At 64.0% G+C, this 13479-nt stretch carries 17 protein-coding genes and 1 pseudogene; 11 read left to right on the top strand and 7 right to left on the bottom strand.

Going from position 1 to position 13479, the window contains the following annotated elements; genetic code table 11:
* Positions 1-75: 75 nt before the first annotated feature.
* Both QM797_RS17910 and QM797_RS17905 read left to right on the top strand, forming a co-directional pair.
* The gene (locus QM797_RS17910; protein WP_283277028.1) at positions 76-681 is read left to right on the top strand and encodes a TetR/AcrR family transcriptional regulator; all 606 of its coding nucleotides are present in this window, start codon (positions 76-78) and stop codon (positions 679-681) included.
* Positions 682-774: 93 nt separating this feature from the next.
* On the top strand, positions 775-1287 hold the full coding sequence (locus QM797_RS17905) for a GNAT family N-acetyltransferase (protein WP_283277027.1): 513 nt from the start codon (positions 775-777) through the stop codon (positions 1285-1287).
* On the opposite strand, the gene QM797_RS17900 is transcribed toward QM797_RS17905, so the two are convergent.
* The 3 genes from QM797_RS17900 to QM797_RS17890 form a co-directional block, all read right to left on the bottom strand.
* On the bottom strand, positions 1277-2224 hold the full coding sequence (locus QM797_RS17900; RefSeq protein WP_283277026.1) for a CPBP family intramembrane glutamic endopeptidase: 948 nt from the start codon (positions 2222-2224) through the stop codon (positions 1277-1279). The genes QM797_RS17905 and QM797_RS17900 overlap by 11 nt on opposite strands.
* 113 nt (positions 2225-2337) lie before the next feature.
* A complete protein-coding gene (locus tag QM797_RS17895; RefSeq protein WP_283277024.1) occupies positions 2338-2604 on the bottom strand; it encodes a hypothetical protein in 267 nt (88 codons plus the stop codon).
* Positions 2605-2639: 35 nt separating this feature from the next.
* Positions 2640-3296, bottom strand: coding sequence for a GAP family protein (locus QM797_RS17890; protein ID WP_283277023.1), 657 nt, complete (start codon positions 3294-3296; stop codon positions 2640-2642).
* Positions 3297-3362: 66 nt separating this feature from the next.
* On the opposite strand from QM797_RS17890, the gene QM797_RS17885 reads away from it, so the two are divergent.
* Genes QM797_RS17885 through QM797_RS17875 form a run of 3 tightly spaced genes read left to right on the top strand, consistent with a single transcriptional unit; the run spans position 3363 to position 5097 of the window.
* Entirely contained in the window at positions 3363-3968 is a 606-nt protein-coding gene (locus QM797_RS17885; RefSeq protein WP_283277022.1) for a TetR/AcrR family transcriptional regulator, read from the top strand.
* Positions 3969-4028: 60 nt separating this feature from the next.
* Positions 4029-4571, top strand: coding sequence for a GtrA family protein (locus tag QM797_RS17880; protein WP_283277021.1), 543 nt, complete (start codon positions 4029-4031; stop codon positions 4569-4571).
* Positions 4558-5097: a SixA phosphatase family protein gene (locus tag QM797_RS17875; protein WP_283277020.1), complete on the top strand. Its 540-nt coding sequence runs from the start codon at positions 4558-4560 to the stop codon at positions 5095-5097. The genes QM797_RS17880 and QM797_RS17875 overlap by 14 nt, the downstream gene beginning before the upstream one ends.
* 17 nt (positions 5098-5114) lie before the next feature.
* On the opposite strand, the gene QM797_RS17870 is transcribed toward QM797_RS17875, so the two are convergent.
* On the bottom strand, positions 5115-5315 hold the full coding sequence (locus QM797_RS17870) for a hypothetical protein (RefSeq protein ID WP_283277019.1): 201 nt from the start codon (positions 5313-5315) through the stop codon (positions 5115-5117).
* Positions 5316-5480: 165 nt separating this feature from the next.
* On the opposite strand from QM797_RS17870, the gene QM797_RS17865 reads away from it, so the two are divergent.
* Genes QM797_RS17865 through QM797_RS17855 form a run of 3 tightly spaced genes read left to right on the top strand, consistent with a single transcriptional unit; the run spans position 5481 to position 8093 of the window.
* Complete coding sequence (locus tag QM797_RS17865; protein ID WP_283277018.1) at positions 5481-6071, top strand: hypothetical protein; 591 nt, start codon at positions 5481-5483, stop codon at positions 6069-6071.
* A gap of 17 nt (positions 6072-6088) precedes the next feature.
* Entirely contained in the window at positions 6089-7417 is a 1329-nt protein-coding gene (locus QM797_RS17860) for a sensor histidine kinase (RefSeq protein WP_283277016.1), read from the top strand.
* A gap of 13 nt (positions 7418-7430) precedes the next feature.
* Positions 7431-8093 (top strand): response regulator, encoded by a 663-nt coding sequence (locus QM797_RS17855; RefSeq protein WP_283277015.1) that lies wholly within the window; start codon positions 7431-7433, stop codon positions 8091-8093.
* On the opposite strand, the gene QM797_RS17850 is transcribed toward QM797_RS17855, so the two are convergent.
* Entirely contained in the window at positions 8090-9412 is a 1323-nt protein-coding gene (locus QM797_RS17850; protein ID WP_283277014.1) for an NAD(P)/FAD-dependent oxidoreductase, read from the bottom strand. The two genes, QM797_RS17855 and QM797_RS17850, sit on opposite strands and share 4 nt — an antisense overlap.
* 131 nt (positions 9413-9543) lie before the next feature.
* Here QM797_RS17850 and QM797_RS17845 point away from each other — a divergent pair, with 131 nt between their 5' ends.
* Entirely contained in the window at positions 9544-10452 is a 909-nt protein-coding gene (locus tag QM797_RS17845) for a LysR family transcriptional regulator (protein ID WP_283277013.1), read from the top strand.
* Here QM797_RS17845 and QM797_RS17840 read toward each other — a convergent pair.
* Positions 10428-11418: pseudogene (locus tag QM797_RS17840) on the bottom strand (MsnO8 family LLM class oxidoreductase). The gene QM797_RS17845 and the pseudogene QM797_RS17840 overlap by 25 nt on opposite strands.
* A gap of 10 nt (positions 11419-11428) precedes the next feature.
* On the opposite strand from QM797_RS17840, the gene QM797_RS17835 reads away from it, so the two are divergent.
* Positions 11429-12073 carry a type 1 glutamine amidotransferase gene (locus QM797_RS17835; protein WP_283277012.1) on the top strand — a complete coding sequence of 215 codons (645 nt, stop codon included), beginning with the start codon at positions 11429-11431 and terminating at the stop codon, positions 12071-12073.
* A 42-nt stretch (positions 12074-12115) separates the two neighbouring features.
* On the top strand, positions 12116-12490 hold the full coding sequence (locus QM797_RS17830; RefSeq protein WP_283277011.1) for a VOC family protein: 375 nt from the start codon (positions 12116-12118) through the stop codon (positions 12488-12490).
* Between the two features lie 11 nt (positions 12491-12501).
* On the opposite strand, the gene QM797_RS17825 is transcribed toward QM797_RS17830, so the two are convergent.
* The gene (locus tag QM797_RS17825; RefSeq protein ID WP_283277007.1) at positions 12502-13470 is read right to left on the bottom strand and encodes an endonuclease/exonuclease/phosphatase family protein; all 969 of its coding nucleotides are present in this window, start codon (positions 13468-13470) and stop codon (positions 12502-12504) included.
* Positions 13471-13479 lie beyond the last annotated feature (9 nt).

Raw genomic sequence — 13479 nt, 5'->3', positions numbered from 1 at the left:
GATCCTCCACTGGATAGATCGTTCTAGTGAATCGGAAGCTACACTGAGTCATCCTCGGAGGCAAGGACGATATTCATGGCCACTGACACTCGTGCGCGAATCCTCGACGCAACCGGCGAGCTGTACCGGCGTCAAGGCATGACCGCGACCGGATTGAAGCAAATCGCCGCAGCGTCCGGCGCCCCCTTCGGGTCCATCTACCACCACTTCCCCGGCGGAAAAGAACAGATCAGCGAGGAGGTCATCTATGCCGAGGGCGTGCGCTACGGCCTCTTGGTGGGACGACAACTAGCCGCCGTCACCGATGTCGTGGACGGGATACCCGAGATTTTCGCCTCGGCCGCAACACTATTGGTCGAACTCGACTACACCGAGGCGTGCTCGATCGAAACCATCGCACTCGAGGTGGCCAGCACCAACGAACGATTGCGTCTCGCAACGGAAGCCGTATTCACCGGCTGGATCGATGGCCTCACACAGTGGTTCGCCGCAACCGACCTGCCGAACGAAGTATGTCGGAGCCTGGCTCTGGGATGCCTGACGAGCCTCGAAGGTGCTTTCGTGTTGTGCCGCAGCTTGCGGTCCACAGAACCGATGATCGCCGCCGGCCTGGCCGTCCGGGATCGCACGCGTGCGGCTATGCACGCGAGGGCTGCAAACGACCGTCCTGGCAACGCCTAGTCGGGGGACTAATGCCTCGTGTGGGAGTTCTACGCAGCGGTGTTCCGTCGAAAAAGGATTGATTCCGGCGAACCAGATCGGTACAACCGAACTATGGGCAGCTACTCGATCCGCGACGTTCGACCGGGCGATGAAGAGCCGCTCGGCACCGCTCACGTAGCAATCTGGAAGTCGACGTACACGGGAATGATGAACAGCGCCAAGCTCGATGCGATGAGGCCCGAACACCGCATCGAACGGTGGGAGCAGATCATCGCCGATCTCGACGACGCCTCCGCGCGCGGGATCCGGACCCGATGCGCAGTGGACGTCGCCAGTTGTAGCATCGTCGGCTTCGCCACCGGTGGCCCGCCACGCGATGAAAACCCACCAGCAGAAACCGAATTGTGGTCACTGAACGTTCTGCCCACACATCACGGGACCGGCGTCGCCGGCAAATTACTGGTCGACGTAATCGGCCACCGAGCCGGCTCTGCGTATCTGTGGGTCGCTGCGGGCAACGACCGCGCGCGTGCGTTCTATCGCAAGCATCGGTTCGAAGTGGACGGATCCACCCGGTTCGACCCGGACTGGGATTGCCTCGAAGCCCGAATGGTCAGGGCTTGACGGGAGGGTTTCGTCTGGGTGTATCCGGATCGAGCTTCTCGGGATTGAGCACGACCTCGGCCACCATCGGAGTTGTCTCGACAGTCGAATCGCCGTAACGAACAGCCACCGTGTTCGGCAGAAACGCCTCGAGCGCCCTCGGGGTCAGCCACCACAACAGCGCGGTGAACAAGATCAGGATGTTGACCCATTGCATGATCGTTGCGGCATTGTCGGACGGAATCACGCGATCGAACACCTGAACGTTCATCACCAGACCATGCACTGCGATCAACACCCACAGCCTTCGGTAGCGATAGAACACCCACACCGCCGCCGCACCCCAGCACAGAGCCCAAAGAAAACCGCCACCGCCGAAGTACAGATAGAGGAGGCCCCGCATCGTCGCCGACAGCGCAATGATCGCCCAAATCGGTAGTCTGCCCACGAGCAGCAAGACCGGCAGTGCCACCAGAATCGGCTCCTCGCGTAGACCCACGGCCAGCGCGGAAACCACTGCAAGCCAATCGGATTCGACCGACGCCGGAACCGAGAAGCTGAAGCGGAGCACATCCATCCGAGACAGCACGAGCAACAATGCGGACGCAGCACCGATCGCGGCGCACCAGGTGATCGCCGCATCGAGCGCAGTACCGCGACGCATCGGCCATACCGCGGGCAACGTGCGACGACGAACGAAATACACCGCAGCGATCGCCGCGGCCCCTATCGCCACCTGAACCAGGCCGACCGTAAGGTCCATCCATTGATCCGACAGTGTGAGTACTGGCGCAGGCGCGTTCGGCTCGCGGAAACGCCACAGCGCACCAACCAGACCGATGAAGAAGACGACACCCCAACCGGCCACCAGACCCAGAATCGATACGGCAGTGCCGACTGCAGTCAGGCCACGCCGACGCGAGTGAGCCGCGGCTTTCGCATCCAGACTGCTCGCCACCAGGTCACCACCATCCACTCAGCACCGCATCGCCTGTTATCGAACAGCTGTCGACCCCCGGACCTGTTTATCACGCGGGGACCGAAAATTCAGTACCGTCGCAGCGACGTCAGTCACCGTCGACCATCGCGGTCCGGTGTGTCGGTCGAATCCTCGCGTCCGAAAATGTCATCGCGTAACTCCCCGACAATTCCGCGCCTGTCGGTGGCGCGCCGCGAGTCCCATACGTCCACCACAGCGAGGACCATCAGGACACAGCCGAGTGGGCCGCCTTGGAACCAGAACACCCGCACGTCCCAGAAGAACAGCGCCAACACTGCGCCGACGACAATCATGACGATGCTGCGCGCATCGGCTGTCCGAAATTTTCCTGCCCTCATGACGCATCCTTTCGTTGGGTCGACCGGGGCCGACGTCACACCAGGTTCATCTCGACGGCCGCGTCTGCGACAAGCAGCGCACCCACGACGATCAGTACCGTTCCCACCACGTCCTGGCTCCAGCGTTCGACGCGGTGCATCAGACGCCGGAGAAGTGACGAAACAAGTTGCGATGCAGCGACTCTGGCGGCGAGCAGAACCAGAGCCGGTAGCAGGGTCGTGAACACGTAGACCGCGAGAATCGAGACCGAGAATGTCCACCCCCGGCCGGACGCGGCCACCGCCTCGATCGCGGCGAAATAAGGCAGCATCGTCGCCACCTCGACCGCGCCCACCGCAACAGCGAGGAGGACCACCCCTTGCGCGCCTGCCGGTGCCCGCATCCACCACGCACCACTCGGGCGTCGACGCCGACGGTCGCAGACGAGCCCCGCGAGCAAAACGACACCACCCACCGCCAACCGCACCCAGGCATCGCCGGGCACGGCATGGGTCATAAAAGCAGCGCTCCCATCACCGACCACGGTCAACAGCGTGATGCCGACCCCGAGATAGAGCAGCCCCAGAACGCCCAGGTGCAACAGAACCACTTGAACCCGGAACGACGGCCGCACCATCATCCACAGGGGGACGACGAGCGTGCCGACACCGATGCTGTCCACCAGTGCCAGCCCGACCAGATTAAAAAACACAGCTGTACCATAACAGTGATTCCGCACATTTGTATCGGAAAAAATTCCACGTGCTAGAACAGACCGATGCCGAAGATCGTCGACCACGAAGCTCGCCGAGCAGAGATCGTCGCCGCCGTCTGGCGAGTGATCGAGCGAGCGGGCATGAACGGGGCGACGGTACGCAGCGTCGCCGCCGAGGCCGACGTCTCCCCCGGATCATTGCGGTACTACTTCTCCGACCAGGGAGAACTGGTGCTGTTCGCAGCCGAGGCGATGACGCAGCGCATCGTGCATCGGTTGGAAGCACACCCCACCGAGGGCGACGGCCTGGCGCGAGCTATCCGAGTCCTCGAAGAAATGCTCCCACTCGACGAGAATCGCCGCGTCGAAGCGTCGGTATGGCTCGAGGCGATCGTCCGAGCCCGATTCGACGAACGGTTGGCCGCCCTCAAGACGGCGGGCTGGTTCGGAAGCCGGTACCTGTGCCGACTCGCCTGGGCGCACCTGCGCGATCTGGATCTGCCGAACTCGCCGGGATTTTCGTTCGGAAGCGACGCAGACGAGAACGCCGTCGCCGAACTGCACACCTACGTCGACGGACTCACGCTGCAGGCAGTGACGTATCCGGAACAACTCACATCCGACGAGGTGCGCCGACTGCTGCGGGACTACCTGACGACACGGGTCTAGGCCGTGTTCGCAGCCGCGACGAATCCGGCCCGATCCGTTACTCGAGGTAACGTCGATGGGATGCATGTGTCCGACCGCCTCACCGACCACGTTCCCGAGCGCTGGCTCGAGCCCCTCGTCAAGCACGCCGAGGCCCTCAAGTTCCTCATCGTCGGAGCGATCACCTTCGTCGTCACCGTCGTACTGTTCTTCGGCCTGAAGTGGACGATCCTGCAGGACAAGCCCGTGACGGCGAACGTTCTGGCCGTGCTGATCGCGACGATCGTGTCGTACATCCTCAACCGGGAATGGTCGTTCACGGCCCGCGGCGGGCGACGCCGCCACCATGAGGCAGCGCTGTTCTTCGCCGTCGCCGGAACCGGCCTGGCAATCAACCAGCTACCGCTGTGGGTGTCCAGTTACATGCTGGATCTGCGTGCTCCGAACGTGTCCTTCCTCACCGAAAACATCGCCGACTTCGTCAGCGGCTCGATCATCGGCACACTGCTGGCGACCGCGTTCCGATGGTGGGCAATGCGCAAGTTCGTCTTCCCGGAGCCGGTGAACGTCGTCCCCGAATCTGCGCCTCTGACCGTTTACGGTGGACGGCATGGAGACCTCTAGGACCCTCGTGCTGATGCGGCACGGCAAATCCGGCTACCCCGACGGCGTTCCCGATCACGAGCGGCCCCTGGCTGCGCGCGGTCAACGTGAGGCAGGGCTTGCCGGAGCCTGGATCGCCGAGCACGTCGGGCGCGTCGACGCAGTCCTGTGTTCGACGGCTCTGCGCACTCGCGAAACCCTCGCCGCCACCGGCCTCGGTGACACGCCGACTCGATTCGAGCGCGACATCTACGGCGGGTCCGCCGACGAGATCATCGACGAAATCCGGCTCGCCGACACGTACTTCGCAGGTACAAACACCGCAGACGTGACGGTCTCGACCTTGCTGGTCGTCGGGCATGAGCCCGGAATCCCCTGGACTGCACTCGAATTGGCGGCCGACGACGACACCGACGTGGCCCGCGAGGTTCGGCACCGCTTCCCCACTTCGGCGGTAGCAGTGCTCACCACCGAAAAATCATGGGCAGAGCTCGCTGCAGGCTCGGCCACGATCACCGAGTTCTGCATCCCGCGCTCCGACCAGTAGTCAGTGCTTTTCGGAAGTCAGCGGTTCCTGAGGTACAGGTATCCGGCACCGCCTGCTGCGATCAACAGAATCAACGCGGCTGGGAACCCGATCAGCCACCACACCACCGCCAGCACCACCAGCGCAGGTGCGGCGGCGATCAAGGCGATGCCGGGGTTCTCACGAACCGTCTCCAACGCGGACTGTGCGTGGACTCTGTCGATCTTCTTGCCTGCCATGGCGGACTCCCTGGTATTGCCTGCGTGTCCTGTATGCGTGATTCCACAGTAGCGCGTTCGGCTACGACTTTCGGTGGAGCGCAGCGTCGTACCTTCGGTCGAACCACCAGCTACGACGCCTCCGCGGGGGTATCGCGCGCACGTCGGCTGCGGTGAAATCGGGCCATGAACAATCCGATTCTGCTCACGATCGCGGTCTGCGAGGTCGGCTTCTGGGTACTGGTGATCGGCGGGCTGTGCCTGCGCTACCTGGCACGCACGCGACGCGCCAGCACGATCACACTCGCCCTCCTGCCGGTACTCGATCTCGTCCTCGTCGCCGCGGTGGCACTGGATCTACACCGCGGCGGCGAGGTCGAATTCGCCCACCGCTTGGCCGGCATCTACCTCGGCTGGACCGTCATGTTTGCGCACTCCACCGTGGCTTGGCTCGATGTGCGCTTCGCGCACCGATTCGCCGGCGGCCCCGCACCGGTGAAGCCTCCCAAGAGCGGCCCGCAGGCCTACCGCAACGAGATCCGAGGATTCGTGAAGTGGCTGTGCGCAGCGGCGATCGCTCTGGTGATCACCTACGGACTCGCCTACACCGTGGCAGACTCGGAGCAGGCAGCAGCGCTGAAGACCGTGATCCAACCGCTCGGCGTCATCACATTCTTCTGGTTCGTCACCGGACCACTGTGGGTGCTGGGTTCCAAGAACGCAAAATCGAAAGATGCGAGCTCGAAAGATACTGCAGGAGAACGGAGTCGACTCTGATGCTGAGAGGTTCGCGGATGCTGGGACGTTCGCGGATGCTGGCTGGTTCCACGATACTGCGCAGGTTCAGACCCGCGTGGCGGCCGCGTAATCCCATTGTGCTGCCGATCGAGATGCTGCTTGCCACCGTTGTCTATGCCGGGTTCCAGCTCTCGACGGGCATGATCGGTGACACCGGAGACGAACTCGTCGGCAGCCCAGCCCTGATCGCGGTGAGTGTCGTTGCCCTGATCGCGATGACTGTTGTGACGTGTGCACGCCGGTCGTTTCCCGTGACGTCGTATCTGACGGTGGTTTCGATCAGTGTCGCGCTGATTCTGGTTCTGCCCGACCGAACTCTCGGGTTCACCCCGCTGTACTGGTTTGCCATCGCCGCGTTGGCGATTCGGGTGACCGGGCCGCGCCTGTTCGCACCCCTCGCGCTCGGGCTCGTCCTCGAAATCGCCGTCAGCGTCCACACCCGCCTGTCTTTCCCGGATGCCGCAGCAGGCCCCGGAGGCACGATCGGCGTCGTGGCCGAGCAGGTGGCGAATCTGATCATCAACTACACGGTGCTCATCGCCCTCGGAAAGTACATCGCGCGAAACCGGACCCAGGAACTCGAGAACGAGGCGGCACTGGGCCGAGCCGAACTCGAACACCGACAACAACTGGATGCGGCACTGGACAACGAACGAAAGACCATGGCTCGCGAACTCCACGACGTCGCCGCCCACCACCTGACCGGAATGCTCATCCAAGCCAAGGCGTCCAAGACTCTTATCACGAGCGACCCCGAGCAGGCACGCGAACTACTCACCGGCGCAATCGGACACGGCCAGCGCACTCTCGACAGCCTGCGCCAGATCGTCGGCATCCTGCGCCCAAGCACACGTATCGAGGGCAAACCTGGGAACCAGAACGCACCGCAGCCGATGATCGACGACATCCCCGGTTTGATCGAGCAGTCACGAATGTCGTTCGCGTCCATCGAAACAGACATCGGGGTAAACACCGCCGAAGACACGGACGACACCGACAGCGCCGTGCAACTGACGTGCTACCGCATCGTTCAGGAGGCGTTGTCCAATGCCCGACGCCATGCGCCCAACTGCGATGTACGTGTGCAGGTGTCCGATCGTTCGTCGGTCATCGAGGTGACCGTGAGCAACACGATCACCTCGGACGCCTCCGGCCGGCGCGAATCGGCGGGGCAGGGTTTCGGCATCCCGGGAATGCAGGAGCGAGCCGCACTGCTCGGCGGAACCCTCGACGCCGGATTGTCTGCCGACGGGACGGCATGGTCCGTACGCGCTCGACTGCCTGTCGGCGGAAAGATCTCCCGGCCCACAGAGCTGATTGCATGATCGGGGTGCCAACATGATCACCGTCCTGATCGCTGACGATCAGCCCGTGGTTCGACAGGGATTCGAGCTGTTTCTGGCCGGCCATCCCGACATCCACGTCGTCGGACACGCAACCTCGGGAAAGCATGCCGTACAACAGGTTACGGCCCTTCGCCCCGACGTCGTACTGATGGACATCAGGATGCCGAACGGAGACGGGCTGACCGCAACACGGGAAATTCTGGCGCGGTTCGACACCACCCGCGTCATCGTCGTCACCACGTTCGACCTCGACGAGTACGTGTTCGCGGCGCTGGACAGTGGTGCATCAGGGTTTTTGCTCAAGGACACCGACCCGGACGAGCTCGCCGACGCGGTGGTCACCGTGGCCGGCGGAGGTGCGGTGCTCTCACCCCGCCTGACCCCACGTCTGATGACGGAGTTCGCCCGCCGGGGCGCGCCGAGTCGACCCACTCCCGTTGCACCGCAACACGATCTGAGTCTGCGTGAAATGGAAGTGGTGCAACTGTTGTCGCAGGGCCTGGGCAACAACGACATTGCCCGGGCTCTGCAACTCGAACAGAGCACGGTGAAAACTCACGTCGGGAACATCTGTCGCAAACTCGACGTCAACACCCGAGTTCACGTGGTGATCTGGGCCTACCGCAACGGACTGGTGAGCAGCCAGAACAGCTAGGCTGCCTTTCGCTCCTCGTCATCCGCAGTCTCACCGGCGCGCTCGACCAGCGAGGCAGAGTGGTCGGTGTACTGGAAGTGCGGTCGCTTGTCGCCGATGTACGAGGTCATCCACGACACCACGGCAACGTAGCGATTCCGGAAGCCCACCAGGTACATCAGGTGCACGGCAAGCCACATGAGCCAGGCGATCGGCCCGGACATGTCGACCTTGCCGAACAACCGTGCCACAGCACTGAATCGGCCGACGATCGACATGCTGCCCTTGTCGGTGTACTTGAACGGCGTCCCGGCGTCGACCTTCCCGATGATCATCTTCGCGACGTGCCTGCCCTGCTGCATCGCCACGGGCGACTGTCCGGGGAGCTTGTTCAACGACGTCACGTCGCCGATCGCGTAGATGTCCTTCGCCGAGCCGACCGTCAGATCCTCGTGCACTAGAAGGCGTCCGGCGCGGTCGGTTTCGCATCCGGTGCGCTCGGCGATCGTGGCTGCCAGCTCGCTCGCCTGAACGCCTGCCGACCAGATGACGGTCTTGGCCGGGTAGGTACGCGAAATCTTGGTGTCGACATCCTGCACCGTGACGACGTCGTCGGCGATGTCGGTGACCATGGCCCCGGTGACGACGTCGACGCCGGACTTCTCGAGCTTCGTGCGGGCGTAGGCGCTGAGCTTGCCGCCGAACGCGGGCAGAACTTCCTTCACACCGTCCACGAGGGTGACCGTGACGTCGCCCGGTTCGATGTCGGGGAACGAGCCGGCGAAGTAGCGGTGCGCGAGATCCCTGATCTGGCCTGCCAATTCGACTCCGGTCGCGCCTGCACCGACGACGACGAAGCTCAGCAGCTCCTTGCGGGCGGCCGGATCGGTCGTCATGTGCGCGGTCTCGTAGCAGCTCAGAATCTGCTCACGGAGCGCGATCGCGTCGTCCACCGTCTTGAGCGCGAACGTGCGGTCCTTGAACTCGTCGCGGCCGAAGTACGCCTGCGTGGCACCCGTTGCGACGATGAGCCGACCGAAGCCGATGGTGTGGCTCTGCCCGGCACCGATGTAGGTCACCTGGTGTGCCTCGGGATCGACGTCGACGACGCGTCCCAGACGGACGTCGGCGGAGTCGTACTGCGAGAGGATGCGTCGGATCGGCGGGGCGATCTCACCCGTCGAGAGCATTCCGGTGGCGGCCTGGTATAGCAGCGGCTGAAACAGGTGCTCGGTGGTGCTGGAGATGAGCGAGAACGTCACACCGGCCTTGCCCAGAGACTTGGCAGCAGCCAACGCTCCGAATCCCGATCCCACGATGACGACGTCGTACGTTTTCACAGCACATCCCTTTCTGAGCCCAAGTCCTTTCCCAAACGAAGAACTACCTCCATGAAACTCCGACCTCGCTGGTCTATCAACGCGAAAGTTGGAATAGCATCCATGAGTAGAACTCATGATTGGAGACGCACATGGAACTGCGACAGCTGAAGTATTTCCTCGCGGTCGGGGAAGAACTGAACTTCTCGCGTGCCGCCGAGCGCTGCTACGTCTCGCAATCGGCGATCAGTCTGCAGATCGGCAAGCTGGAACGAGAGATCGGCGAGCCGCTGTTCGAGCGAACCTCACGCGTCGTTCGATTGACCGTTGTGGGAGCACAATTGGTCTCCATCGCGCGGCACATGGTGGAGCTCGAGCAGGCCGCCCTGGCGTTGACTGCGCGCCGCCGAAACCAACTACGTCTCACCGGAAACATGACCTTCGCCGCGAACGCCATCGCGGCCATCGTCTCGGTACGCGAGCACCATCCCGACGCCGAGATCGACTTCGTGCTGAAACGATTCGCAGAACAGATCGAAGCGGTGACGTCCGGGGACTGCCAGGTGGCGCTCATTCGCGGCAGCGTCGAACGTTCGGGACTGCACGTGACCGAACTGTGGACCGAGGACCTCGTCGTCGCGCTCGCCGAGGGTCATCCGCTGGCCGGCGAGGACGATCCGAGCCTGAGCCAACTCGCCGGCTACCCGCTGCTGCTGCCCAAACGCAGCGAACAGATCCTGCTGCACCGAGTGATCGAACGCGAGATGAAACGCAGCGGGCTTCCACTCACGTTCGGGCCGCCCGTCGCATCGGATCACACCGCAAGCGCCGAGCTGCTCAACCACCCGCAATGCTGGACGATTCTGTACGCCAGCACCGCCGACAGCACCCCCAAGACCGGGCTCGTCTTCCGCACCGAGGCCGACCGAAGACTGCAACTACCGGTCTCGGCGGTGGTCGACGCCACCGTGCCCGTCACCGACATTCAACGCGACCTCGTGGCAGCCCTGGCTGCGACGGCACCGGTTCAGCCCGTTCAAGCCACAACACCGGCGAGCTGAGCGAAAGCAGCGTCGGCGTCGAACAACTCGGCGCGATCGTACGTCGATGTCGACGCCATGATCTCGTTCGCGCCGGTGCGATCGATCAGCTCTTCCAGCCGCGGACGTACCTGCCCGGCGGTGCCGAGAATCGTCGACGCGAGCGAGTCCTCGATGCGGTCCCGCGTCCGCGGCGTCCACCGGGAGTCGTCGATCACCGACACCGGTTCCAGGGCCGGAAATTCACCCTCACGCCGCGACCTGGCCATCGCCCACGCCTCCGGCAGGGCCAGCCTGCGCATCGGCGGTATCGGCTGCGATCGTCACATCGAGCGAGATGATCACGTGCGGTTCAGGATTGGCGGGCGAGGGCCGAAAACTCTTGCGATACATCGCCAATGGGTCAGCCTTCTGCAATACCGGTCCACCGACGACCACCGGAAGCCCGGCGCGGGCAGCGACCTCGAGGCCCGCACCGGTCGCGAGAACGAACACCGGCGGAGGCGCGGTGGCAGGGCGCGCCGTCACCGGTGCCGAACCATCCAGATACGCACTCAATTCGGCGATATCGGCCTCGAACGTATCGGCGTGCTCACTGCGTAACGCTGCGCGTACCGGTTCGGTGAACCCGAGCGAACGGCCGACCCCGAGATCGATCCGGCCGGGAAAAAGGGACTCCAACATCAGGAATTGTTCGGCCACGATCAGCGGCTGATGGTTGGGCAGCATCACTCCCCCGGATCCGACACGGATGCGTGAGGTGCGCGACGCCACCGCCGCAGCCAGTACCGCCGGCGCGCCCGACGCGATGCCGGGCACGCCGTGATGCTCGGCCACCCAGAACCGATGCAGCCCGATCTTCTCCGCGTGCACCGCCCGTTCGACGGTGTGACGCAGCGCCGAGGCGTCGTCCATTCCGGATCGAGTGCGGGATCTGTCGAGAAGGGAAAACAACACAGCTAGGACAACCGGCGAGGCATCGGGCATATTTCTCGTCATGAGTTGGTGGGTGGTAAAGCACGTCGATGCCGAAGGCCCGGCGCTGATCGGGACGATCATGACCGAACGCGGAATCGAGTTCACGGTGGTCGCGGTGGCGAGTGGGGACCCCTTGCCCCCAGCCGATGCGGTCACAGGGCTGGTCGTGATGGGCGGACCGATGGACGCGTGGGGCGATGTCGCTCACCCTCACGTGCGAGCCGAACGGGAATTGATTGCCGAGTGTCTGCGACGTGACGTTCCCGTGCTCGGGGTGTGTCTCGGTGCTCAACTACTCGCGGCCTCGCAGGGATGTGCGGTGTACCGGGGACCGGTCGCGGAGCTGGGATCCGGAGAGGTCACCGCAACCGATGCCGGCGCAACGCTGTTCGGAGCGGATTCGGTCTCGGTGGTGCACTGGCACACCGATACCTTCGACCTGCCCGCGGGGGCGGTGCTCCTGGCGAGCTCGAACCTCTACCGGAATCAGGCGTTCCGGTTCGGCAGTGCCCTCGGCCTCCAGTTCCACGTCGAGCTCACACCTACAGAACAACCGATGCTCGATGCGCACATGCCTGCGGGAACGGCACCGAGCGCACAGGTCCTCGCTCGCGTCGCCGAGGACGGGCGAAGAATTCTCGAAGCATTCTTCGACGGGGTGTGATAGCGGACCGAATGTGTCCGCAATGGCGCTCATCATTGCTTCATGAACCTCACCATGAAGATCGAACTCGTCACCCTGGCCGTCACCGACGTCGACCGCGCCAAGGACTTCTACGTCTCGATCGGCTTCGACGCCGACCACGATGCTCGGCCCTGGGACGGGATCCGGTACGTCCAGCTCACTCCCCCGGGCTCGGCGTGTTCCATCGCGATCGGCGAGAACATCACCGACGCCCAACCGGGCAAGGGAGCCGGAATCCTGATGGTCGTCGACAACGCCCAGGACGCCTACGAACACCTCACCGCAGCCGGTCTGACCATCGATCCGCCCAAGGACGAGGGCTGGGGCACGTTCGTGTACTTCGCCGACCCCGACGGAAACAAGTGGTCGGTGCAGCAGTTGCCCGCACAGCCCTGATCTGGGCAGCCCTAATTGGGATCGAAAGCCAGCCGAGCCATGATGCCGCGGTGGTCGGACCCTGGGATCGTCACGGCCTCGACCGAACGGACTGCCATGTCGGCCACCAGAACATGATCGATGGCAATGACCGGCGGGTGCCAGGTGTGCGCCGGATACGTCCTGAGCATGCCGGCTCCGGTCGCCACCGCCGCGTCGACGAATCGGCCGTCCTGCAGATCTCGATAGCGTCGATGATCCTGCGTCGCGTTGAAATCGCCCGCCACCACCACGGGACCGTCGTCGACGGGAATCTTGGCCAGTAGTTGACGCAGCAACCCCAGCTCGCGGACCCATTCGGACGGTTCTCGCGGCCACGGCGGTACGGGATGCACCGCGAACACGAGCGGCCGGCCCGGCATCTCCACCCGCGCAGAGAGCAGCTCGGTCACGAAGCCGTCGTGGCGCTGCTGGTCCACGAGCGGGAAGCGGCTGTAGATGCCGGTTCCGTCGCCGCCCGCGGCAGCGCTGACGAAGGCGTGCGGCAGCCGCTCGGACAGTCTGCGGCGAAGACCCGAGTCGGCCTCGGGCGTCAACTCTACGAGGGTGAGCACATCCGGGCGATGCTCGTCGACCAGCGCGACCACCGCGTCGATATCGGCCTGCCCCAGCCAGATGTTGGCGTGCAGCACTGTCAGATCCGAGGCTCGGGTGGTCTCCCGAATGCGGCTGCGTGGTGAAAGACGGCTGCGTGGTGAAAAACGACGGTGCAGCGGAAACTGAGTCGCCGCCGCGGCCGCCAGCACCACCATCCCGGCCCCCACACCCCACCACCCGAACGCGAGACCGGCGACCACGGTGCCGGGCACAGCAGCGAGCATGAGGACATGTGCCAACGCAGCGGCCACGAGCATCCCCTGTCCCCGCGAGTCGATGAGGTGCGCCGCGATGCCGACCACCGCCGCGACAAGCAACAACAGAGCCACCGAAGCCGAAACCATGAGCGAAAG

It is taken from the genome of Rhodococcus sp. IEGM 1381 (assembly GCF_030056795.1).
Classification (GTDB): domain Bacteria; phylum Actinomycetota; class Actinomycetes; order Mycobacteriales; family Mycobacteriaceae; genus Rhodococcoides.
This window is presented reverse-complemented; position numbering and strand designations above follow the sequence as displayed.

Coding starts and splice junctions, on each gene's coding strand:
- QM797_RS17855 (WP_283277015.1), top strand. CDS start 7,431: ATGATCACCGTCCTGATCGCTGACGATCAGCCCGTGGTTCGACAGGGA.
- QM797_RS17870 (WP_283277019.1), bottom strand. CDS start 5,315: ATGGCAGGCAAGAAGATCGACAGAGTCCACGCACAGTCCGCGTTGGAG.
- QM797_RS17895 (WP_283277024.1), bottom strand. CDS start 2,604: ATGAGGGCAGGAAAATTTCGGACAGCCGATGCGCGCAGCATCGTCATG.
- QM797_RS17825 (WP_283277007.1), bottom strand. CDS start 13,470: ATGGTTTCGGCTTCGGTGGCTCTGTTGTTGCTTGTCGCGGCGGTGGTC.
- QM797_RS17830 (WP_283277011.1), top strand. CDS start 12,116: ATGAACCTCACCATGAAGATCGAACTCGTCACCCTGGCCGTCACCGAC.
- QM797_RS17880 (WP_283277021.1), top strand. CDS start 4,029: ATGCATGTGTCCGACCGCCTCACCGACCACGTTCCCGAGCGCTGGCTC.
- QM797_RS17835 (WP_283277012.1), top strand. CDS start 11,429: ATGAGTTGGTGGGTGGTAAAGCACGTCGATGCCGAAGGCCCGGCGCTG.
- QM797_RS17910 (WP_283277028.1), top strand. CDS start 76: ATGGCCACTGACACTCGTGCGCGAATCCTCGACGCAACCGGCGAGCTG.
- QM797_RS17885 (WP_283277022.1), top strand. CDS start 3,363: ATGCCGAAGATCGTCGACCACGAAGCTCGCCGAGCAGAGATCGTCGCC.
- QM797_RS17875 (WP_283277020.1), top strand. CDS start 4,558: ATGGAGACCTCTAGGACCCTCGTGCTGATGCGGCACGGCAAATCCGGC.
- QM797_RS17905 (WP_283277027.1), top strand. CDS start 775: ATGGGCAGCTACTCGATCCGCGACGTTCGACCGGGCGATGAAGAGCCG.
- QM797_RS17865 (WP_283277018.1), top strand. CDS start 5,481: ATGAACAATCCGATTCTGCTCACGATCGCGGTCTGCGAGGTCGGCTTC.
- QM797_RS17860 (WP_283277016.1), top strand. CDS start 6,089: ATGCTGGGACGTTCGCGGATGCTGGCTGGTTCCACGATACTGCGCAGG.
- QM797_RS17845 (WP_283277013.1), top strand. CDS start 9,544: ATGGAACTGCGACAGCTGAAGTATTTCCTCGCGGTCGGGGAAGAACTG.